This window comes from Lactobacillus sp. wkB8, assembly GCF_000761135.1.
GTDB lineage: Bacteria > Bacillota > Bacilli > Lactobacillales > Lactobacillaceae > Lactobacillus > Lactobacillus helsingborgensis.
Genome location: NZ_CP009531.1, coordinates 978,752 through 1,000,202, shown reverse-complemented (window position 1 = coordinate 1,000,202; position 21,451 = coordinate 978,752). Strand labels below are relative to the sequence as shown.

The window sequence follows — 21,451 nt, the reverse complement described above, 5'->3', positions numbered from 1 at the left end:
TTATAGGTATTTGATAATGACAGATTTTTTAAGTAAAATTAACCAATTAGATGATGAACTAAGGCTAGAACCTGTTCATCAGCAAGTAAGGGAAGTAAACGAAATAGTTTCTTGTATAAAGCAAAAAAAGATTTTGCAAAGAGCTCCTGAAAAGCTGGGCTTTTTGCCTGACTTTGCTGAAGAAATATGTATTAATCTTCCCGCCAGGAAAATTAAGCAGTTTCAGACCGTTAACCAGCTTATTAATAATTTAAGAGAATTTCTAGCAAGAGAATTTGGTATTTGGTCAGTGCCTAACTTAACTACTGCGGAATTGATCAAAAACAAGTTAAACGTTAAAACCGGTTTAGAGATTATGGCAGGTAATGCCTATTGGAGCAAAGCATTAGCAGAAGTTGGTGTTGAAATGACCGCAACCGATAATTTTGAATGGTCGAAGACCTCTAAAACTGGCACAAATTCTTTTATTAGAGTACAAAATTTGAATGCGGAAGAAGCTCTAAGCGTAATAAACAATGTCGATTTAATTATTTGTTCTTGGGCACCGAACTTTGGTCAACATGATGAAAAACTAGTTTTAAATTGGCGTAACAACAATTTTACCAACCATCTACTTTTTGTTGGCGAAAAAAATGGCGCCACGAATTCTCCAATTTTTTGGCGAAATGAACATTTTGTTCATTCAAAAGAAATGATGCAGATTAACAGATCTTTTGCTAGTTTTGATTTTATTGAAGAGCACATTTTTGAGATAGCACATGAAAATTAAGAAAATTATTTTAGTAATCGTTATATTTTTATCACTTTTAGGTATTGGCAGCATGCTGTCCAATGTTCAATCAAGAGAGGCTGATCAACTTCTTGAGGCTTATGGACTTAGTAATAATACCCGTTATATCAATGTAAAAAACAACCAAAATGTTGGCTCATTTATCACGTATTTACAAAAAAATTACCCTAAAAATAAAATTCAGGTTCATTTGGCAAGTAAATCTAAGGATAATCAAACTTTAGTGTGGTCTAACCATGAAGTAGTAACTTTACCCACTGAATCTGGCAGATATTTTACGGCCGATGATTTTAAAGGTAGAGTCTCATTTGCTGTTTTGGGTTTAAATGCTAAGGTGCCAACCTTGAAAGTTCAGGATAATCAATATGTTCACCTTAATCAAACTTATTATTCTGTTATCGGTATCTTAAAGCATTACCGGCAAATGAAGCAGAATGGTTATTATTTAACCACCGGTCCTAAGCAGCCAACTGGAAAATTCAAACTAAAAAATTACATCATAATAGTCGACAGTTCAAGTAAAACCATACGTCAAATAGCGAAGCATTATCATGCTAAAGTGAAGACACCACTATTTGTAAAAAATCATCAAATTCATCAATTTTCATTTTTACGTGAAATAGCGCTGATAGCTGTCTTTTTAATTATCGCTTTTTTAAGTAATTTACTTTTAGCCTATATGGATTGGCAAACTGTTAAGCAAACCCATTTAAACGGCGCTCTGCTGCGCAACTGGCTGATAAATCATGGCATTAGAATACTATTGATTGAACTTGCAGTTACTTTTGGTGCGTATTTCTTTTTAAGTTGGCGGATATTTATTTCAAACAAGCAACATTTAATTTGGCTTCTTGCATTAAGCTGGCTTATCATTGCTGCAGCATATAGTTTCTGCGTCATACACCAATTAAGAAAGGATCAAAAAAATGATCAAGCTGCCTGACGACTTTGTCAGAAAATATCAAAAACTATTAGGAAAGGATGAAGCAAACAAACTCTTTACTGCAATAAAATCTCAGCCTCCCAAAAAAGGCTATCGTATTAATTCACTTAAAGAAAATAAACAAGTATCTTATAATACCCAATCTCATATTCCAGTAATTCCCAACGCTTTTTACGGCGAAATTAGCGGTCATGATCCCGAATGGATTAGTGGCACAGTATATTCGCAAGATCCCTCAGCAATGTTTCCAAGTTACATTATTAACGCCAAACCGGGCGAACGAGTGCTTGATCTTTGCGCAGCTCCTGGTGGGAAAAGTACTGCAATTGCCGAGCAACTGCAAAGTAGAGGGCTGCTAGTAGCAAATGAAATTTCACCTAGTCGAGCTAAAGTATTGCGTGAAAACCTTGAACGCTGGGGTGTCACCAACGCTTTAATTACCAATGACAAACCCGAAAATTTAACCAGTCAATTTCCCCGTTTTTTTGATAAAATTTTAGTTGATGCTCCTTGTAGTGGCGAAGGAATGTTCCGTAAAGACCAGCAGGCGATAGAGTACTGGTCGCAAGACTATGTCATGAAATGTCAAGAAAGGCAAAAAAAGATTTTAACAGCGGCAGTTAAGATGTTAAAGCCGGAAGGAACATTGGTTTATTCAACTTGTACCTTTTCACCAGAAGAAAATGAAGAAATAATATCATGGCTAAGTCAAAAGTTTGAGCTTGAAATTTTACCAATTGAACTCGGTACTAATCAAGTAGCTAAAGGGCAACCTAATTGGGCTGACCACAACAAGGAATTAGCTAACACACTGAGATTTTGGCTAACTGCTGCGATAGGTGAAGGACAATTTGTCGCAAAACTAAAATTACCAGCAAAGCCAGAGATGAGCATGACTGGTTCAAGAAAGGAGAACAAGAAAAGAAAAAGACGTTTAGCTAATATTGCGCCCAGTAAAGCAGAAATTAAATTAATTGCCGCTATTTTGGATCAATTTAATTTACCTCCCGCATTATTAAATTGGCGGTCTGATTGCCTAATCAGAAACAATCACGTTTTTATACCGGCGCAAGATACTACAGGCTTACATGTAAGAATTCTCGCTAATGGGACAGAATTGGGCTTGCTTAAAAAGAATCGGTTTGAACCAGGGCACCAGTTAGCCATGGTTTTAGCAGCGCAGAAACAAACTAGAGTAATCAATCTTACTGCCAATTCCTACAATAGCTATTTACATGGAGAAGCAATCAAAGTGAACACCGATCTAAAAGGGTTTGTGTTAGTCAGCTACCATAACTTTATATTGGGTTTTGGTAAGGTTGCTAATCAAGTTTTAAAAAACTATTATCCTAAAGGATTAAGATTTTAAAGGAAAGACTATTATTTATAATGATTAAATTAATTGCGACAGATATGGATGGTACTTGGTTAAACGACCAAAAAACATACGATGAAGAATTATTCTTGCGTGAATTTAAGATCATGACAGAAAAAAATATCAAGTTTGTGGTTGCAAGTGGCAATCAATTTGAAAACTTGTATTTACGTTTTCCTCACGTAGCAAATAAGATATATTATATTGCCGATAATGGCGCTTTGGTTGCTAAAGGCAGACAAGTCATTCACGTTAATTCACTTTCTCATTCAGATCTCCAGACAATTTTACAAATTACGCAGCAATACGATGAAAAAGCAACTGTTTCTGGTTTAGCCAGTGCTTATACTTTAAGAAAAAACGGACCAGACTTTGCGCGAGAATTAAAGAAGTACTATGAAAAATTATTAGTGGTTGATGATTTTGATAATTTAAATGATCAGATTTTCAAAGTAACTTTCGATGTTTCTGCGGAGAAAATGCCGCACCTGCTTGACGAATTGAAGCGAAAATACCCTCAAATCGGTTTTGTTTCTGGTTCTGCTACTTCAATTGATATGTCAACTAAAGGAATGAATAAGGCTGAAGGACTAAAGTATCTCGGTAGTAAATATAAAATTAATCCGCGAGAAATGGTTGCTTTTGGCGATAGTGGTAATGACGTGGGCATGTTAAAATACGTTGGCAACAGTTATGCGACAGGCACGGCTCTGCCAATTGCCAAGAGGGCAGCCAACCATGTTATTGGTTCAAGTAACGACAGCGCTGTCCAAAAAGAAATCTGGCACATGTTAAATTAATAGTTTAAATAAAAATAATCCCAAAAGTTATTACACTTTTGGGATTATTTTTTATATTTGTTCAATAATATTTTTTAGCTCTAAATCATAATATTTAGGAATATTGCTTAAACCGCTTAAACTGTGTTGTCCGTACATCGCCAGTAAACCAGCCAGTTCTTGTTGCCAATTTGCAATTGTTTTTTGCAAATATTCCTCATCGTGATTAAGCAGCGTTTGCAAAAATTGGTTGGAAATACCCACATACTTGCCGCCTAAACAGAGTCCTTTAAAAACATCAAGTGGATTGCGTACACCACCAGAAACTATAAACTCAACTTGCTGTTTTGCTGCCGCTAGAGCTGAAACAACAGTGGGCAAGCCGATGTCATTTAGATATGACAAATCTTTAGGATTGCGGGCATTTTCGATTTGAGCAAAATTTGTACCACCACTACCAGCAACATCAAAGAGCTTAAAGCCTGCCTTTTTTAACATGCAAATAGTTTTGGGATCTAAGCCGAAGCCCACTTCTTTGATAATAATGGGAACCGTTATTTTCTGGCGCAAATCTTTTAAATTATCCAGCCAATAAAAATTGCGTTCTCCCTCTGGCATAGCAATTTCTTGCACTGCGTTAAGGTGAACTTGTAAAGCATCTGCATTTAATTCGGTAATAATCTTTTGTGCCTGTTCTGGCAATGTTTTGCCATTAATATTAGCAATTAAAACGCCATCGGGGTTTTCTTCACGAGCAATTAGAAAACTGTCTAGCTGCTCAGGTTCTTTATTTAAGATACTTGCAGAGCCTAGTGCTAGGGCAATATTGGTTCTGCGGGCAACTTGACCCAAAGCTTTGTTAACAATATAAGATTTAGCAGAGCCACCAGTCATTGCGTTGATGAAGAAGGGGGCAGTAACTTTTTTGCCGAACATCGTCGTTTTAATTGTAGCTAAATCGACTTCAGTTTCAGGTAAGGCTGGTCTAATGACATGGACTTGGTCAAAGCTATTCATTTTTTCTTTTTGATAAAACTTTTGTGCCAGCTGCAAATGTTCTTCTTTACGCTTAGATCGGATTGTCATAATTTTTCCTTTATTTTATTTTGCTAATCTAATTTGGTGTACGTGGAAGTCGAGGGGCATAATGCCGTTTTGCCGCCATTTTTCTTCCAGAAAATCAGTATCAGTATGTTCATCGGCAATCACAATACCGCAGTCACCATTACCAGCACCGGAAGTTTTAGCTGCGCCACCAAACGATTCGGCGATGTTAATTAATTTGGATAATCGGGGAATTTCAATTGCAATTTGATTAATTTGAGCAAAATGCTGCAGTAGTTTACGGTTAACTCGAATCTGCTTTTTAATTAAACGAATATCGTGGCGTTCAAAGCCGGCAATCATTTTCAAAACACATAGGCGGGAAAGCTTGAGAAACTCTTGATACTCGCCGTTTAAAGCAGCCTTATTAGCATTAGTTTCGTCTACTAGTCGAGAAGTAGAAGCTGGCTTTTGGCTCCAGCCGATCATCAGTTTTAATTCGGCAGGCGGCGTCAAAAGTTGAATCTTTAATCCGGGCCAAGCTTCATTGACGACCTCTGATAGAGATTTTTGGGCTAATTCGTTGCTCAACCAATTTTTGTCAAAAGTTTGATATGCAATCCAGCCGCCATAGACGCTGGCAGCAATGTCGCCTGCTGATCCATTACCTTGAACAGAATAGTGCGAAATAGCTGAAAGCTTATAAACTAACTCGTTACTAAACGGAACATTGTAAAAGCGTAGAATGGCTTTAACTGTGGCTACGGTTACCGCAGCACTTGAACCAAGACCATACTTTTTGCCGTCAGAAGAATCGAGATCGGAATTGATGTATAAATCGTAAACTTGCATTTTTACTTTTTGTTCCAAGCAAAAATGTTCTGTGTAGGAAATCGCAGAAAGGATGTATTCAAATGGATTATCCCGGTTATCAATAACCATTTTAGCTCCCCGCCTAACCCAATGTATAGAACTTTGGGAATATTGTTTTGAATGAATTAAACCGGTGGTAGATTTTGACTTAATAATTGAAACACGGATAAATTGGTTAACTGCGACTAAGATAGCGGGGCAATCTTGTTCTAAAACCGCATATTCGCCGGCAATATATAATTTTCCGGGTGCTTGTTCTGTTATCAAAAGAAATAAATCTCCTAATCAATTAATTTACATTAATTAGTTCAGGTATGAGATACCTGGACCGAAACTTGCATTTATTATCTTAACATTCTCGAATTCTGTTACAAACTTATTAGTAATATCTTTTACATTTTTTAATTGACTTAAGATTTTTATATTAGGTCCAGCATCAATTGTAAAATAGCATTCTATACCGTTTTGACGTAATTCTGATACCATTTTGATTGCCTTGATAGTTGCTGGCTCAAAGTAGGTAAAAGAAGGTCGTGCGGTTAAGTTAACGGCGTGCATCTCAGTCGCATTTAATTCAGCTAGACTGCCAATTGCCGTGAAATCCTGAGCTTTAACAGCAGAAATCATTTGCTCTAATTCCTGCTGATTACGCAGCAGCCAGGGTTGAAAAAAAGGCGAGCTTTGTGCCATTTTCATCCCAGCAGTTGATGATATCCTTTTTTGCTTGGTATTTAATTCGACGGCCAGCAGCTGTAAATCTATTTGGGGATTTTCATCCAAGGCATAGGCATACGAAGACTTATCATCTGTGCCTTTTTGCCATACAGAAAAGCCGCCATAAATTGATCTGCAGGCTGACCCAGAACCTAAACGTGCTAAACGAGAAAGTTCAATTGGAGTTAGTTGAATATTATAATGAGCACAAAAAGCACCAGCTAAAGCCGCAAAAGCTGAACTGGATGAAGCTAGACCGGCAGCAGTAGGAACATTATTGGTTGACTCAACTAAGAGGTGACCAGTTACGCCAAACCTCTGCTGTAAAACTTTTAAAAAGGAAAAGACTCTTTGAGCGCTCACGTCTTTTTGCCTGATACCATTTAAAACAAAACAATCTTCGTCACTAGCAGAAATCTTAGTATCGGTATAAAACTGGTCAAGAGTCATTGACAAACTAGACATAAGAGGTAAGCGCAAATGCGAATCGGCTTTGCCCCAATATTTAATTAATGCAATATTTGTATGAGCACGAATTGTTTTAACCATATAACTATATTTCCTCAATCCAACTGTTAGCTATGATGTTTTGACACTTAGCAGCTATCTTTTGTGCATTTTCAGAGTTATGGCAAAGCGCAATCACTATTCCGCCCAAGCCACTACCAGACAATTTAAAACCTAGGGCACCATTTGCCAGAGCAATTTTTTGTAATTGGTCGATTTTAGAGGTTGAAAGGCTAAAAGAATGCAAAATAGCCTGAGCCTGATTAAAGATAGTGCCAATTTGTGCCTGATTTTTTTTTAACCAGGCACTTTTGGCTTCATCAGCTAATTTACCCAGCTTAGCGATTTTGGCTGCAGCTTTTGGATCATTTTCAACTTGTTCATGAACCAAGCTGACAGCTTTTTTAGTGCTGCCTAATTCTCCTGTATCCATGATCAGTAAAGTAGAGTTTAATTTGGCCTTGAGCGCTGTAGGGCCTGCTTTTTTATTAAAGAAAACTAGATAATTCGAATTAACAGTGGCAGCATCTAAGCCAGAAGCCTTGCCATGATTAATCATTTCGGCATGATTGGTAATAGCAATAATCTCATTTTCACTCAGATTGAGTTTAAAGTAGTCATTCATAGCCCGCGTAGTAGCCAAAGCAACTGTAGCACTGGAACCAAGCCCGCGTTCTATAGGTATTTCTCCGGTATACGTAATTTTAAGCTTTTCGGTGCTATTTGCTTTTTCCAGCATAGTTTTGACAACATATTTCAAGCCGTCATATTCAGATGGAGCCATAAAAAAAGGGCCTTGATAATGAGCTGTATCCATCCACATTTTTGCTGCAGGTTCAACCGTGGTTTTAATATGCAAAGACATAATTGGCATTGCCAATGCATTATAGCCATACACTACCGAGTGCTCTCCAATTAAAATTACTTTTCCATGTGCTAAAAAGCTTGTTTTCATTTTACTTAAGATCCTTAATGTATATAAAAAAATTTTGCTCCTATGATAAAATAATGACAAAGGAGAAGAGAAACGATGATCAAAATATTACTGGGTCGACAAACCGATCCGATGCAGGATAAAGTCTTAACAGAAGCTGTGAAAAATTATCAAAATTATCCAGAACACGAAACTTTTGTCATCGTCCCTAACCACATTAAGTTTACCACAGAAGTTAGAGCAATAAATAAGCTTGCCATTAGTCAGGGGCATTCTGAACAATCTGTTAAAAATTTGCAAGTTTTATCTTTTTCCCGCTTAGCCTGGTTTTTTTTGAAGGATGCCGAAAAGGGCTTGCCAACCGAGCTTGATGAAGCTGCAGCTTCAATGCTGCTTGCCAAAATTATTGCGCAAAAAAAAGAACAGCTGCACCTTTTTCAAACCACAAACTTGAATCCTGGCTTAATTAAACAGCTATATGACACAATTTTACAAATTCGGGAGGGCAATTTAGACCTAAATGAGATTAATACCGAATCCCTAACGCTGGAAACTAAAAACAAAATCGCTGATCTCAAGATTATCTATGCTGATTTCATTGCCGCAATTGCCGGTAAGTTTTCTACCACTAACGAAGTTCAGCTGGAGTTAAATGAGTATTTAAATTCAGAAGTTGACCTAAGTCAAACTGACTTTTATTTTAGCGACTTTTCTCATTTTTCTTTACAGGAATGTCTCACAGTAAAATTATTAATGACAAAAGCGCACAGCGTGACACTGGCGTTTAAGACTGAACTAGGTGAAATTGAGCCAAAAGCGCAACCTGGTGATTATGATTATGTTATTCAAAATACCATTAACAAGCTAATATGCTATATTAAAAGCAAAAATTTAGAATATCAAGTCAGCTCAACAAATGCTGATCATAAACCTTCAAAAAGAGAACTGCTTAACGAATTTTGGACAGGAGAAATTGACAGACTGGAAAACAGCGATCAAGTCCAACTTGTCCGCGCTGATAACCGCTATGCAGAAGCTTATTATGTTGCCCATACGATATACCAGCAGGTAACTTTAGGGCATTATCGTTATAGCGACTTTTTGGTGTTAGCTCCAAATCTGCACGAATATGAAACTTATTTAACTCCTATTTTGCGCCAAAATGAGATTCCGTTTTTTAACGACTTGCAACAGGAAATGAAGTACCATCCAATAGTTGTATTAATAGAAAATATCGCCCAGCTTTTGACCAGACCATTGCAGACAAATAATATGTTGGCAATTATGAAAACCCGTCTTATCATTCCCAAGTGGTATCATGATGATGCCTCTTACCTTTATGATGTCGACCAGCTGGAAAATTTTGTGCTTGCACATGGCATAAACCATAATCTTTGGCGCAAAGACTTTACTAAATATATGGCTGCTGAAGTTATCGGCTTAGATAAAATTCCAGATGAAGTAGGTAAAATAAACAGGCTCAAGGATTACTTTGTTAAACAAATTTCTCATCTTTTTACAAATTTAAAGGCTGAAAAGGATACTCAAAAAGCTATTACTATCTTTTTTAATTTTTTACTAAAAAATGGTGTTAATACTGTTCTGGAAAAGTGGCGCACTACTGCACAGAATAAAGGTAATTTGCAAGAAGCCCGTCAATCCGAACAAGTTTGGGATTTACTAATCAACTTATTGCATGATTATCTTTTAATTAATCCGACTGATTTTGAAACGGGAAGTTTTTTTAACGTCCTAATCAACGGCTTTAAAGAAGCTACTTTTTCCCAAATTCCTGCCACTTTGGATGCTGTCAATTTGTCAGAAATGGGAATTGTGCAAGTTAGTGGCTATAAACAGGTTTTCGTTATGGGTGCTACAGTCAATGGACTACCCCAAATTCAAAATACTCCGGGTTTTCTGAGCACAGAAAATCTGACTGAACTGAAAAATGATTTTGGTGAAGATTCATATATTGAAGATCGGCAACAACTAAGTAATTTGGACCAAAATTATCAGTTTGGCAACTGCATGGCACTAGCACACGACAAATTTTATTTGAGCTATTCCATTGCCAATGATGAAGCAGCAACAGCGCAACCTTCAATTTACTATGAACGCTTAAAAAACGCTGGTGCTCCTGAATATAGCCAACATAATTTACCGGAAAATTTGGGAGAATTACTGAGTTTTATTACCAACCCGCAAGCAAGCTTGGGTTACTTGAGCTATCTTAATAGGACTAATAAAGAGAATGATGTTGACAATATTTTAAAATTAACTAAGAAATACCTGCCCCAAAGAACAGATAAGGTAATAGCTGCCAGTCAGTTTATTAACGAACCGGAAGATATTGGTCCTAAATTAGCGCAACAATTGTATGGGGAAAACTTAGATTCTTCTGTTTCGCAGCTTGAAACTTTTTATGAAAATTCCTACGAATATTTTCTTACCTACGGATTGCGACTTCATAAACGATTCGAAAATGAATTGGATGTAATTCAAGCTGGAAATTATTTTCATGAGACCTTTGACCGGCTAGTCAAAGAATTAAACCAGCAAAGCCTTAATTTAAAAGACATTGATGAAGTAAAATTGCAGCAATTGCTTGACCTGGCCCGCAGTGAAATGAAAAGCGAACCAAAGTACCAGCAATTATTGAATGATCCTTTCAATGAGTTTCTTTTTAAGTGCCTTGATCATACTACTAGTAATGTGGCTCATAACTGGCACAAGGCAGTTCAAAAAACGCCGCTAAAAGCTAAATATTCAGAATTAAGTTTTGGCAATACAGAAAAAGTCCAAGGCCTGCAACTAAAAGTACCTAATATTTCAGGGGATCATTATGTTAATTTGAGAGGGAAAATGGACCGTGTTGATTTAGCCCAAATTCCTGATCAAAATGAAATTATGGCACAGGTAGTCGACTATAAGTCTTCCGCCAAGAAATTTAATCTGGGGCTTTTTTACCATGGCATTTCGCTACAAATGGTTTCGTATTTGGACGTACTGGCCCGCAATCAAAAATTTTTCACTCAATCAGAAATGCCGTTATCACTTTTAGGTGCTTTTTATCAAACTGTCACTAGGCAAATGGAACGAATTAATGGCACGAAAATATATAATAAAAAATTAGAGCTTAACAAGGCTTATCTTGACGGCCAATACCGCCTTAAATACACCGGATTAATCAATGACGACCAACTATTGTTGCTTGAGGCTGAACCGGAATTAAAGAAACCTGGTACTAGTTCCAGCCTTTATTCAGGAGTTAAAAGCAGAAAGAAGGACGGTTCGCTTTCTTTCAGCGGAAGTGCTTTTAAGGATGATGAACTGAAACTGCTGCTCAAATATGACGAAGAACTAATTAAAGATGCATCTAGCCAAATCTTGTCGGGTCAAATCAAGCTCAATCCCTACAAGTACGGTAATGGCATTAGCGCACTCACATATTCCGATTTTCGTGATATCTTCTTTTTCGATGCCATGTTGAAAGAAAATAGGTACCACCAAATTGGCAGTATGGATAAACCAGAATTAATCAAAAAAATCACAGAACGGTTACAGGAGGACGACTAAACATGGCAAAAAATACTACTGAGCCCCCATTTACTGATATTCAAAGAAAAGCTATTGAAGATGACAACCGAGATATTTTAGTGTCTGCGTCTGCCGGCAGTGGTAAAACTACTGTTTTAGTATACCGCTTGTTAAGAGCAATATTGAACGGCACCAATATTGACCAGCTTTTGGTTGTTACTTTCACCAAGGCAGCCGCCGCAGAAATGAAAAAGCGCATTAAAGACTTGCTTTTAGTAGAATACCGCAATGGCAACACCAAGGTTAATTTCCGCCAGCAACTAAATCTAATTGATTCGGCCAACATTTCTACTGTTGACGCATTCTGTTTAGACGTGATTCATCGGTTCTATTACGTTGTCGGCATTGATCCCAGTTTCAGCGTTTTAACAGATGACACTCAGGCGGAATTAATGCGAGAGCGGGCATTAAAAGAAATCGAAAGTGAGTTTTTAACAGAAAAAGATACTGGTTTTATTGCTTTTTATGACAATTTCGCTGGCGACAGGGATGCCCAAACACCTCAAAATCTATTATTAGATTTATATAATTACGCCATGGCCAAGCCCGATTACCGTGAGTGGCTAAAGCAATTGCCTCAAAAATATCAAATTGACCAAAGCGTAGTGACATCAGCTATTTGGCAAAAAGAAATCAAGCCGTATTTGATTACGCTATTTGATGATTTAAAAGATAAGATAGACCAATTATTGCAAAGCGCAATCATGAATACTAAAGAATTTGGCAAAGTAAAAGAAGCCTTTACTTTGTTTAATGAGTGCTTAGCCGGTTATTTAGATAGCCTCAAACATGACTTTGCTTATGATGATCAGAGAGCAAAATTGCGTGCTTGTATTTTTAGAAAAAATATACGTAGGTCCAGTAAATGGGATGAGGATCTCGTTGCTTTTTATGAAGAATGCATTAATTTAAAAAATGAAGCAGGAGATCAAATTTTTACGACATTTACTTCATTCTATGCTAGTGAAGAAAAAGAACAAATTAATCTCTTGCAAAAGGGCTCTCAGATAATGGCGGCAATTACAAAAGCTGAATTGGCTTTAATAGACCGTTTTGAAGAACTAAAAAGAGCACAGAATTTACTTGATTTTAGTGATATGGAACAGTTAGCGTATCGCATATTGAGTCAAGATACTTCTGCTTCGGCAATGGCCCGCAAATTTTATCAAGATAAATTTAGCGAGATTTTAGTTGATGAATATCAAGATATTAATCCCTTACAAGAAAAGATACTGCAATTAATTAAAAAAGACGGTCACAACAACATGTTTATGGTGGGGGATGTTAAACAATCGATTTATGGCTTCAGGCAGGCTGAACCAAGCTTGTTTTTACATAAATATCAAGAAGCTGCCCGTCAAGAAAATGCTGCAAAAGAGGAACGAATTCTTTTATCCGATAATTTCCGCTCGACTAAACCCGTTATTAATTTTGTTAATAAGGTTTTTGCCAACATTTTGACCCCTGATTTTGGTGGTATTGACTATGCTAAAGAAGGGCAATTAAAGTATGGTTCCAAGAACCAGCCCGAAAATTTGGCGGACGCCACTGAAATACTTCTTCATGATAAAAGTAAAGAGACTGATAATACTCAAAATGAGAATGAGAAAGACATTGATTCAGCAGAAATCGCAATGGTCATTAACCGCATTAAACAATTTAAAAAAGAAAACTTGCTAGTTTATGACCAACATTCTCAAGAACCAAACAAACTCCGTCCTTTTAAATATAGCGATATTGTGATCTTAACCAGGAGCCGGAGCAATAATCTTGAAATTATGCAGGAGTTTGCTAAAAATAATATTCCCATCATGGTCACAGACGCTAAAAATTATTTTCAAACATTGGAATTAACTATTATTTTAAATTACCTGCGGATTATTGATAATCCTGATCAAGATATACCGTTGGTAGCTGTTTTAAGGTCGCCTCTTTTTAACTTTAAAGAACCTGATTTAAGCCGAATTAGAATTCATACGCCAAATGCCAGTTTTTATAGTGCGTTGGCAGCTTACGTTGCAGTCGGTGATCAACTAAGTCAAAGAATAAAGGACTTTTTAAATCAACTGGAAGAATTGCGCCAATTTGCGACAACACATAGAATTTCTGAATTGGTGTGGAGTATTTATGAAAAAACCAGCCTTTTGGAAATTATGACGTCTTTGCCAAATGGCAAGCAACGCAGAATTAATCTCGAAGCTTTGTATGAAAGAGCGTCTTCTTATGAGAGCGCCGGCTTTAAAGGCTTATATCAATTTATCAATTTCATTGAGCGCATGAGACGCAGCCAAAAAGATTTAGCCCAGCCCTTATTAACTAAAGAAGCTGGTAATTCCGTCCGTCTTATGACAGTTCACGGCTCTAAAGGGTTAGAATTTCCAATAGTTTTTTATCTTGGACTAGAACACCGGTTTCAGCTGCGTGACCTAAGCAATAATTATATTATCAGCTCTGATTCAGTTGGTTTAACTATTAGATGTAAGCATTATCGTGCCGATACTTTAATTAAAGCATTTGATAACGTCGCCAAAAGAAGGCAGCTCCTAGAAGAAGAAGCGCGGATTTTGTATGTAGGAATGACCCGCGCAAAGCAAAAACTAATATTGGTAGCAGATATCAATGATTTGCAGAAAACATTTCAAAAATGGCAAAACCCACTTTCTCTTAATAGTAAGCTAAATTCCACAAACCCAATGGATCTAATTGGACCATCTATTAAATTTGACGAATTGATCGCACAAAAAGTTTCTGATATTAATTTTGCCTCTGAAACTGGTCAGGATTTGTTATACATTGACTATCAAGGTGAAACAATAAATGTGACGGAAACTCAGGTTCAAGAACAAGCAGATACAGAAAACTCTTATTTACTATCAAGAATTAAAGATTTGTATGGGCTTGATTATCCTTTTAAGGATGCAAGTAAAACAACAGCCTACCAATCAGTTTCTGAAATAAAAAAGGCTTTTAATGATCCGCTTGACAATGAACTTGAAAATGCCCACTTACTCTCATCAACAAATAGGTATTTGCAACCGATTGATACCAAGCCTAATTTTTTATTCAAAACTAAGTTTACTGGTGCTGAAATTGGTACGGCAATGCACCTAATTTTGCAATATTATGACTATCATGGTCAGGGAAAGCCGCAGCAAGTTGAAGAAGAAGTTCAACAACTAGTTAAGCAAAACAAATTGAACAGTAATCTAGTTTCAAGTCTTGACCTGAACCAAATTAATTGGTTTGTTCACAGTGATTTTGCTGCCAAGTTTTGGCAACAACCACAAAATTTAAAACGTGAAATTGAATTTTCCAGTTTATTGCCTGCTAGTATTCTTTTTGAGCATTTTGACGATCCAAATGCTAAAATTTTAATTCACGGAACAATTGATGGTTACTTTATTGAAAAAGATGGCATAATATTATTCGATTATAAAACTGACCACATTGATCCTACACATTTAGATCTGGCAATCAATAATATTAAGCAGAAATACCGGGGGCAGTTGCGCCTTTATGAAAGGGCATTGAATTCCTTTGCTGATGTCAAAGTTAAAAGCAAATATTTGATTTTATTAGATGCTCAAAAAGTTGTAGAAGTGAAATAGATGAAAGGAGGGTCAAGTTAAAAAATGAAGTCATTTGCCAATACTGTTTTTGCTGTAGTAGATTTGGAAACTACCGGGACACAGCGTGAAGACAACAATCATATTATTCAGTTTGGTTGTGCCATAATAAAAAATCTAAAAGTTGTAAAAACGTATTCTTTTTTGATTAATCCTCACCGTGAAATTCCTATAGCTGTTCAAAACTTAACGCACATACATGATAAAGATGTTGCTCACCAGAAGGACTTTTCATATTATGCTCCTCAGATTATTAAGATTCTCAAAGATACAGTTTTTGTAGCTCATAACGTCAACTTTGATTTGCCTTTCTTAAATTATGAATTGGTAGAGCATGGCTACGAGCCTCTTACTAACCGGGCAATTGATACGGTGGAGCTAGCTAAAATAGCTTTCCCAACCGAACCATCCTATAAGTTGAGTGATTTGACTGCTCAATTACAGATTGAACATTTAAATCCGCACAAGGCTGATTCCGATGCTTACGGAACTGCTGTGCTGCTAATAAAAATTATTCGCCGCTTGGAAAAATTACCGCAAGCAACTCTTAACACACTTAGTTCATTAGCACATGGGTTAATTCGTGATACGTCATGGATTTTTACCACGATCGCTGATGACGCTCGCAAAGAAAAGCGTCCTTTACCTGCCAAATATCAGCAGGTACGTCAAATAATTTTAAGAAAACAAAAAAGCGTAGCTAATAATGAGCAAGAGCATTCAGCTACTTTTCCTCAAAGTGATCAGGCAAAAAGAAAGCTTTTTAAAAAGAAAATAAATTATAGGCAGCCTCAAGTTGATCTGATTAACCAGATTGAGCAATTCATTAATATTTCTGACCAAAAAGCTTTGCTGGTTGAAGCACCAAACGGTACCGGAAAGACATTTTCATATTTATTCGCATATTCTTATCAGCTTTATACCAGTAGAAAATTAGTAATTGCCACGCCGACTAAAGTTTTGCAAAGACAAATTATTAATAAAGAGATACCTCAGTTATTAAATGTGACGAACTTGGATTTAAAAGCAGAAGAAGTTAAGGCCAGCAATCATTATCTTGATCTAGATGGTTTTTATCAAAGTTTATACCAAGATACACCAAATAAATTAACTCTGGTTTTGCAGATGCGAATTTTGGTTTGGTTAACTGAAACGAATACGGGTGATTTGGATGAATTGCAGTTAACGAATTATCGAGCACCCTTGTTTGCACAAATAGCTCATCCGGGGGATGCTCGTGTCGGGAGCAGTTTTGCGAAAGTGGACTTTTGGAATCTGGCAAGACAACGTCAAGAACAAGCTGATATTCTAGTAACCAATCACGCATTTTTAGCTAACCATTATAATGACACTATTTGGGGACAAAATCCCTATTTGGTGATTGACGAAGCACATCGCTTTGTAGACAATGTTATTAGTTCGCGCAATGATTCTTTTCAATTTGAATCCCTATGGGGAGCCCTAACTCATTTGCGTAATTTGCTTTTCTACGCTGATGACAGTGTGTTTAACCAATATGGCAATGATGTCCAATTTAATTTTTTACTGGAAAAATTAGATCCCCAAATATTAGATTTAATTAAAGTAATCAATCATTTGCAACATTTGTTATGCTCTAAAAAGAAAAAAGCCGTCAGCCAAAGTGTTTTGGCTAATGGCAACTTACTTCTCAGCTTTAAAGGCACAGATTTATTTCCGAAAAATAATCAATTTTTAGTAAAACTAGCTGAGTTACAGCGCAAATTAGAAAATGTCAGGCAGCAAACTAACCAGATCTTATTTAAACTTTATAATGAAACTGATAGTTCTAATATTGATCGGGATGCTATTTTGAGTGATATTTCTGCCCAAATAGATCAGTTAGACTACTACATTACTAAAAGCTATCAATTATCAGATTTATTGCGGAAAAGAACTTATCTTGATCTCGAAGGATTTATAGTTTCTTTAACCAACCCCCAAGATCCATTGAGTGCCAACTTAAGCTGGTTAATGCTCGATGCTACTCCAGAATTACGTAAAATATATGATCGTTTCGATCATATTCTGTTTGTTAGTGCAACTCTGACTAGTGAAAATGGGTTTGATTTTATTGTTAAGCAACTTGGTTTGACAGACCTGACACCACAAGAATATGTCGGCACCAGCACCTTTAAACTCGCTGATCATCTGGAAGTTTTATCCGTTAATGATTTACCTGATGTCAACGAACCGACTTTTGCAAAAATTTTAATTCAAATTCTAGAGCATGACTTGCAAACCAAAAATCATGTTTTAGTTTTAATGACTAATTTGGAGTTAATAAAGAATGTTTACAGTGCAATCATTAACTCACCGCACTTACGAGATTTTGAAATTTTAGCTCAAGGCGTCTCCGGCTCAAATAACCGTATTATCAAAAGATTTGCAATAGCAAAAAGAGCTATTATCCTTGGAGCAGACAGCTTTTGGGAAGGGATTGACTTCCATGAATGTGGTGTTGATCTCGTAATAGCAACTAAATTGCCGTTTGAATCACCAGATTTACCAGAGGTTAAATTGCGCCAAAAGCAACTTGTTGATAGCGGCGTTGATGTTTTCCATTCTGATACTATGCCGCGAGCAATTATTCGCTTCAAGCAGGGAATGGGCAGATTAATTCGCGGTGAACAGGATAGGGGGCAGTTTTTAATCTTAGATTCACGGCTATGGACTAAAGATTATGGGCAAGTCTTTTTAGCTGCTATCCCTGTTAAAGTCAAAAAGATAAATTTAAACGAATTGGAAGAAAAGTTAGATAACTATGATAAATGATGATACAAAACAAACAGTTAAGTTTTTAACCTACATTTTAATATTGATAGTATTTTTATACTTTGCTTTCATTATAATTTTTTATAAAGCTGGAAATCCCGAAAGAACACAAACACGTGAACTTAATAGAATTGCTTTACAAAAAACGCCAATTAAGTATACGGAAAAAAATTACCACTTAGACCGCGGTATAAACAGCTACGCACTTAAAGGTCTAGATAAAAAGCGTAAAACTTTCTATTTTATTTATCTTCCAGGCTCCAAAAAAGCTTACTTGTATCCGGCAAATAAAGGTGTGAACGAAGAAGTGATTCGTCATAAATACGAATCTAAAAGACCAGATGAGAAAATTACCGAAGTTAACTTAGGCTGGTATCAAGGAAAAGCTGTTTGGGAAGTCAGTTCTAAAAACTTAGTAGGTGAATATCACTACCAACTATATGAATTTAAAAATGGAAAATTAGTGGGTTAAGTCGATAAATCGATAAAACTTTGGTATTATTAATTTGATATGATAAGGAAAGTGGAATAAAAGTTTATGACAGAATTAATTTCAATTGAAGATTGCCGCAAACACGTTGACGAAGAAGTCCAAATGCATGTTTGGCTTACTGACAAGCGTTCAAGTGGTAAAATTGTGTTCTTGCAATTACGTGATGGTACTGCATTTTTTCAGGGTGTAGTGCGTAAAAATGCAGTTTCTGCTGAAGTTTTTGAAATTGCAAAATCGTTACATCAGGAAGCCAGTTTTTACATAACCGGTACTGTTCACCAAGATGAACGTTCCCATTTTGGCTATGAAATTCAGATCTCAGATCTAAAGCTTATTACCAATAATGAAGGCTACCCAATTGGCAACAAAGAACACGGAATTGACTTTTTACTTGACCACCGTCATTTATGGTTAAGAAGCAAACGTCCTTTTGCAATTATGCGTATTAGAAACACAATTTTTAAGGCGACTGTTGACTTTTTTGAAAAAGAAGGCTTTATAAAGTTTGATGCCCCTATCTTCATGCATTCTGCTCCAGAGGGAACCACAGAATTATTCCATACAGAGTATTTTGGTGGTGACGCCTACCTCTCACAATCTGGACAACTTTATGGTGAAGTAGGGGCCGCTGCATTCGGTAAAATTTTTACCTTTGGTCCAACTTTCAGAGCTGAAGAATCTAAAACAAGACGTCATTTGACTGAATTTTGGATGATGGAACCTGAAATGGCTTGGATGCATCAAGATGAATCTCTTGATCTGCAAGAGCGGTTTTTATCCTACGTTACTGGTCAGGTTTTACAAAATTGCCAATATGAATTAGAAATATTAGGACGTGATCCTAAGAAATTAGAACCTGCCGCTCAAGGAAACTATACCCGTTTGTCTTATGACGATGCAGTAAAAATGTTGCAGGATGACGGACGTGATTTCAAGTGGGGCGACGACTTTGGCGCACCTGATGAAGCCTTTATCTCTGAAAAATTTGACCGTCCTTTCTTCATTGTCAACTATCCAACTGCAATTAAGCCATTTTACATGAAGAAAAACCCTGATAATCCAAAAGAATATCTCTGTGCAGATGTTTTAGCTCCAGAAGGATACGGCGAAATTATGGGCGGTTCTGAAAGAGAAAGTGACTACGATACCATACTTAAACAGATAGAAGAAGCAGGTTTAAACAAAGAAGATTACGGTTGGTATCTAGACTTGCGTAAATATGGCAGTGTTCCTCATTCTGGTTTCGGCATGGGCTTTGAACGGGTAATTGCCTGGATCTGTAAATTAGACCACGTCCGCGAAGCTATTCCATTTCCAAGAATGATTAATCGCTTGCAACCTTAATTCAAAGTTAATAAAACAGTTAAAAGTTGAACTAAAGTTAATTTAGTTCAACTTTTTTAAAGGAGAATTTATCATGCAGTACAATGATTACCGCGTTTTAGGTACAACTACTTTTTTAAATGGTCTTCTTGCATATTATCCGCAACTTAAAATTGATGATGCTGAGATGATAGTCATTATTCAGCTGGAAATGTTTGCTCAAAAAGGGAATTTTTTCCCAACAGATGAGCAACTGGCAGCAAATACTAATTTATCAGTTTCCGAAATTACGGCCCTAATTCAGAAGCTAATTGAACAGAATTTTCTTAGTATTGACCAAATTTCCGACAAAAGTGGCAAGATTGGCAATAAGTATAATTTAGACCAATTGTATAACCAATTAGACTTATTGCTGGAAGATAAAATTAAATCAGGTAATAAAAAAGCCGGCAATAATAGCTCTACTTCCAGTGTTGATAATAGTCCACTAACACAATTAGTGCGTCAATTTGAAATTGAGTTTGGACGTTATTTAAGTCCAATTGAACGTGAAGAAATTGCCTCTTGGCTAAACGTTGATCATTATGATCCGGTACTTATCAAAATGGCTTTGAGAGAAGCAGTTCTAGCACAAGCATATAGCTTAAAATACGTTGATCGCGTTTTGCTTAATTGGCAAAGACATAATTTAAAAACAAGTAGTGAAGTGCAAAAATTTTTAAGAAGGAATCACTAATGACGCAAGAAAAAATTTTAACTACAAAAGAAGCACGAAAAGTTTTGGAATGTATTAACCACATGTATCCGGATGCCAAGGGTGAGTTAGTTTGGGATAATAATTTTCACTTGCTGTGTGCCGTGTTAATGAGCGCGCAAACTACTGATAAAATGGTTAATAAAGTAATGCCCAAATTTATGGCTGACTACCCTGAACCTAAAGATTTAGCTCAAGCGACTATTGGTGCAATTGAAAAGCATATTTCACAGATCGGGTTGTACCATTCGAAAGCAAAGCATTTAAAAGCTACTGCCGAAATTTTAGTAACAAAATATCATAGCCAAATCCCTCAAGATAAAGATGAATTAATTTCTTTGCCAGGAGTAGGAGAGAAAACGGCTAACGTTGTTTTAGCTGAAGGCTTTGGCATTCCAGCTATTGCAGTTGATACTCATGTGTCTCGTATTTCCAAACGTTTTCATATTGTACCGCAGGATGCTAAGCCGCTGCAGGTTGAAAAAAGACTGGAGGAAATTCTTCCTCGCGATGAATGGATTCATACTCATCATGCGATGATTTTATTTGGACGTTATTCTATGACAGCCCGCGATAAAAACGATCCTTATTCATATTTAAAGTGTAAATAATATTAATTGTTAGAAAATAATGGTATAATTTTATGAAAAATATAATATTATTTTAAGCAAATATAATTTGCTTGAGAGGTAAACTTGATGAATAAGTGGCACATAACTAACGTAGTTCTAACAATCCTTTTCATAATCACAGCAATATTTCTCTGGCTACGTCCTTATGACGGAACTGGCGCTGTTAATACCATGAATGTTAAATTAGTTTCCTTAGCTGTTTTAATTGTCTTCTTTATATTTATTCTTTTAGTAGAACTATTAGTTTATTTGATAGTAAGAAAATAAAAAAGAA

General features: G+C 36.4%; 16 protein-coding genes. 12 read left to right on the top strand and 4 right to left on the bottom strand.

From position 1 onward, the window contains the following. Positions 1-16 precede the first annotated feature (16 nt). The 4 genes from LACWKB8_RS04650 to LACWKB8_RS04635 are packed head-to-tail and all read left to right on the top strand — an operon-like array spanning position 17 to position 3,908. Positions 17-769, top strand: a complete 753-nt coding sequence (locus LACWKB8_RS04650) for a hypothetical protein (RefSeq protein WP_038522668.1) — start codon at positions 17-19, stop codon at positions 767-769. Continuing rightward, complete coding sequence (locus LACWKB8_RS04645) at positions 759-1,733, top strand: hypothetical protein (protein WP_038522665.1); 975 nt, start codon at positions 759-761, stop codon at positions 1,731-1,733. The genes LACWKB8_RS04650 and LACWKB8_RS04645 overlap by 11 nt, the downstream gene beginning before the upstream one ends. Then, a complete protein-coding gene (locus LACWKB8_RS04640; RefSeq protein WP_038522662.1) occupies positions 1,717-3,102 on the top strand; it encodes an RsmB/NOP family class I SAM-dependent RNA methyltransferase in 1,386 nt (461 codons plus the stop codon). The genes LACWKB8_RS04645 and LACWKB8_RS04640 overlap by 17 nt, the downstream gene beginning before the upstream one ends. Positions 3,103-3,122: 20 nt before the next feature. Next, positions 3,123-3,908 (top strand): Cof-type HAD-IIB family hydrolase, encoded by a 786-nt coding sequence (locus tag LACWKB8_RS04635; protein ID WP_038522658.1) that lies wholly within the window; start codon positions 3,123-3,125, stop codon positions 3,906-3,908. Between the two features lie 51 nt (positions 3,909-3,959). Here LACWKB8_RS04635 and fni read toward each other — a convergent pair whose 3' ends face one another. Genes fni through mvk form a run of 4 tightly spaced genes read right to left on the bottom strand, consistent with a single transcriptional unit; the run spans position 3,960 to position 7,980 of the window. Then, positions 3,960-4,973, bottom strand: a complete 1,014-nt coding sequence (fni, locus tag LACWKB8_RS04630; protein ID WP_038522655.1) for a type 2 isopentenyl-diphosphate Delta-isomerase — start codon at positions 4,971-4,973, stop codon at positions 3,960-3,962. A 15-nt stretch (positions 4,974-4,988) separates the two neighbouring features. Further along, positions 4,989-6,071, bottom strand: coding sequence for a phosphomevalonate kinase (locus tag LACWKB8_RS04625; RefSeq protein ID WP_038522652.1), 1,083 nt, complete (start codon positions 6,069-6,071; stop codon positions 4,989-4,991). A 36-nt stretch (positions 6,072-6,107) separates the two neighbouring features. Further along, positions 6,108-7,067 carry a diphosphomevalonate decarboxylase gene (mvaD, locus tag LACWKB8_RS04620; protein WP_038522649.1) on the bottom strand — a complete coding sequence of 320 codons (960 nt, stop codon included), beginning with the start codon at positions 7,065-7,067 and terminating at the stop codon, positions 6,108-6,110. Between the two features lie 4 nt (positions 7,068-7,071). Further along, positions 7,072-7,980, bottom strand: a complete 909-nt coding sequence (gene mvk, locus LACWKB8_RS04615) for a mevalonate kinase (RefSeq protein WP_038522646.1) — start codon at positions 7,978-7,980, stop codon at positions 7,072-7,074. Between the two features lie 75 nt (positions 7,981-8,055). On the opposite strand from mvk, the gene LACWKB8_RS04610 reads away from it, so the two are divergent. From LACWKB8_RS04610 to LACWKB8_RS04575, 8 genes are all read left to right on the top strand, one after another. Then, positions 8,056-11,535: a PD-(D/E)XK nuclease family protein gene (locus LACWKB8_RS04610; RefSeq protein ID WP_038522643.1), complete on the top strand. Its 3,480-nt coding sequence runs from the start codon at positions 8,056-8,058 to the stop codon at positions 11,533-11,535. 2 nt (positions 11,536-11,537) lie between these two features. Then, positions 11,538-15,164, top strand: a complete 3,627-nt coding sequence (gene addA, locus LACWKB8_RS04605; protein WP_038522640.1) for a helicase-exonuclease AddAB subunit AddA — start codon at positions 11,538-11,540, stop codon at positions 15,162-15,164. Positions 15,165-15,188: 24 nt separating this feature from the next. Further along, entirely contained in the window at positions 15,189-17,975 is a 2,787-nt protein-coding gene (locus LACWKB8_RS04600; protein WP_038522637.1) for a helicase C-terminal domain-containing protein, read from the top strand. Further along, positions 17,965-18,447 (top strand): hypothetical protein, encoded by a 483-nt coding sequence (locus LACWKB8_RS04595; RefSeq protein ID WP_038522634.1) that lies wholly within the window; start codon positions 17,965-17,967, stop codon positions 18,445-18,447. The genes LACWKB8_RS04600 and LACWKB8_RS04595 overlap by 11 nt, the downstream gene beginning before the upstream one ends. A 66-nt stretch (positions 18,448-18,513) precedes the next feature. Next, positions 18,514-19,812: an asparagine--tRNA ligase gene (gene asnS / locus LACWKB8_RS04590; protein ID WP_038522631.1), complete on the top strand. Its 1,299-nt coding sequence runs from the start codon at positions 18,514-18,516 to the stop codon at positions 19,810-19,812. Between the two features lie 73 nt (positions 19,813-19,885). Further along, positions 19,886-20,527 (top strand): DnaD domain protein, encoded by a 642-nt coding sequence (locus tag LACWKB8_RS04585; protein ID WP_038522628.1) that lies wholly within the window; start codon positions 19,886-19,888, stop codon positions 20,525-20,527. Continuing rightward, the gene (gene nth / locus LACWKB8_RS04580; protein ID WP_038522625.1) at positions 20,527-21,156 is read left to right on the top strand and encodes an endonuclease III; all 630 of its coding nucleotides are present in this window, start codon (positions 20,527-20,529) and stop codon (positions 21,154-21,156) included. Before LACWKB8_RS04585 ends, nth begins: the two co-directional genes overlap by 1 nt. Positions 21,157-21,243: 87 nt before the next feature. Further along, the gene (locus LACWKB8_RS04575; protein ID WP_038522621.1) at positions 21,244-21,444 is read left to right on the top strand and encodes a DUF3923 family protein; all 201 of its coding nucleotides are present in this window, start codon (positions 21,244-21,246) and stop codon (positions 21,442-21,444) included. Positions 21,445-21,451: the final 7 nt, after the last annotated feature.

Coding starts and splice junctions, on each gene's coding strand:
- LACWKB8_RS04650 (WP_038522668.1), top strand. CDS start 17: ATGACAGATTTTTTAAGTAAAATTAACCAATTAGATGATGAACTAAGG.
- LACWKB8_RS04645 (WP_038522665.1), top strand. CDS start 759: ATGAAAATTAAGAAAATTATTTTAGTAATCGTTATATTTTTATCACTT.
- LACWKB8_RS04640 (WP_038522662.1), top strand. CDS start 1,717: ATGATCAAGCTGCCTGACGACTTTGTCAGAAAATATCAAAAACTATTA.
- LACWKB8_RS04635 (WP_038522658.1), top strand. CDS start 3,123: ATGATTAAATTAATTGCGACAGATATGGATGGTACTTGGTTAAACGAC.
- fni (WP_038522655.1), bottom strand. CDS start 4,973: ATGACAATCCGATCTAAGCGTAAAGAAGAACATTTGCAGCTGGCACAA.
- mvaD (WP_038522649.1), bottom strand. CDS start 7,067: ATGGTTAAAACAATTCGTGCTCATACAAATATTGCATTAATTAAATAT.
- mvk (WP_038522646.1), bottom strand. CDS start 7,980: ATGAAAACAAGCTTTTTAGCACATGGAAAAGTAATTTTAATTGGAGAG.
- LACWKB8_RS04610 (WP_038522643.1), top strand. CDS start 8,056: ATGATCAAAATATTACTGGGTCGACAAACCGATCCGATGCAGGATAAA.
- addA (WP_038522640.1), top strand. CDS start 11,538: ATGGCAAAAAATACTACTGAGCCCCCATTTACTGATATTCAAAGAAAA.
- LACWKB8_RS04600 (WP_038522637.1), top strand. CDS start 15,189: ATGAAGTCATTTGCCAATACTGTTTTTGCTGTAGTAGATTTGGAAACT.
- LACWKB8_RS04595 (WP_038522634.1), top strand. CDS start 17,965: ATGATAAATGATGATACAAAACAAACAGTTAAGTTTTTAACCTACATT.
- asnS (WP_038522631.1), top strand. CDS start 18,514: ATGACAGAATTAATTTCAATTGAAGATTGCCGCAAACACGTTGACGAA.
- LACWKB8_RS04585 (WP_038522628.1), top strand. CDS start 19,886: ATGCAGTACAATGATTACCGCGTTTTAGGTACAACTACTTTTTTAAAT.
- nth (WP_038522625.1), top strand. CDS start 20,527: ATGACGCAAGAAAAAATTTTAACTACAAAAGAAGCACGAAAAGTTTTG.
- LACWKB8_RS04575 (WP_038522621.1), top strand. CDS start 21,244: ATGAATAAGTGGCACATAACTAACGTAGTTCTAACAATCCTTTTCATA.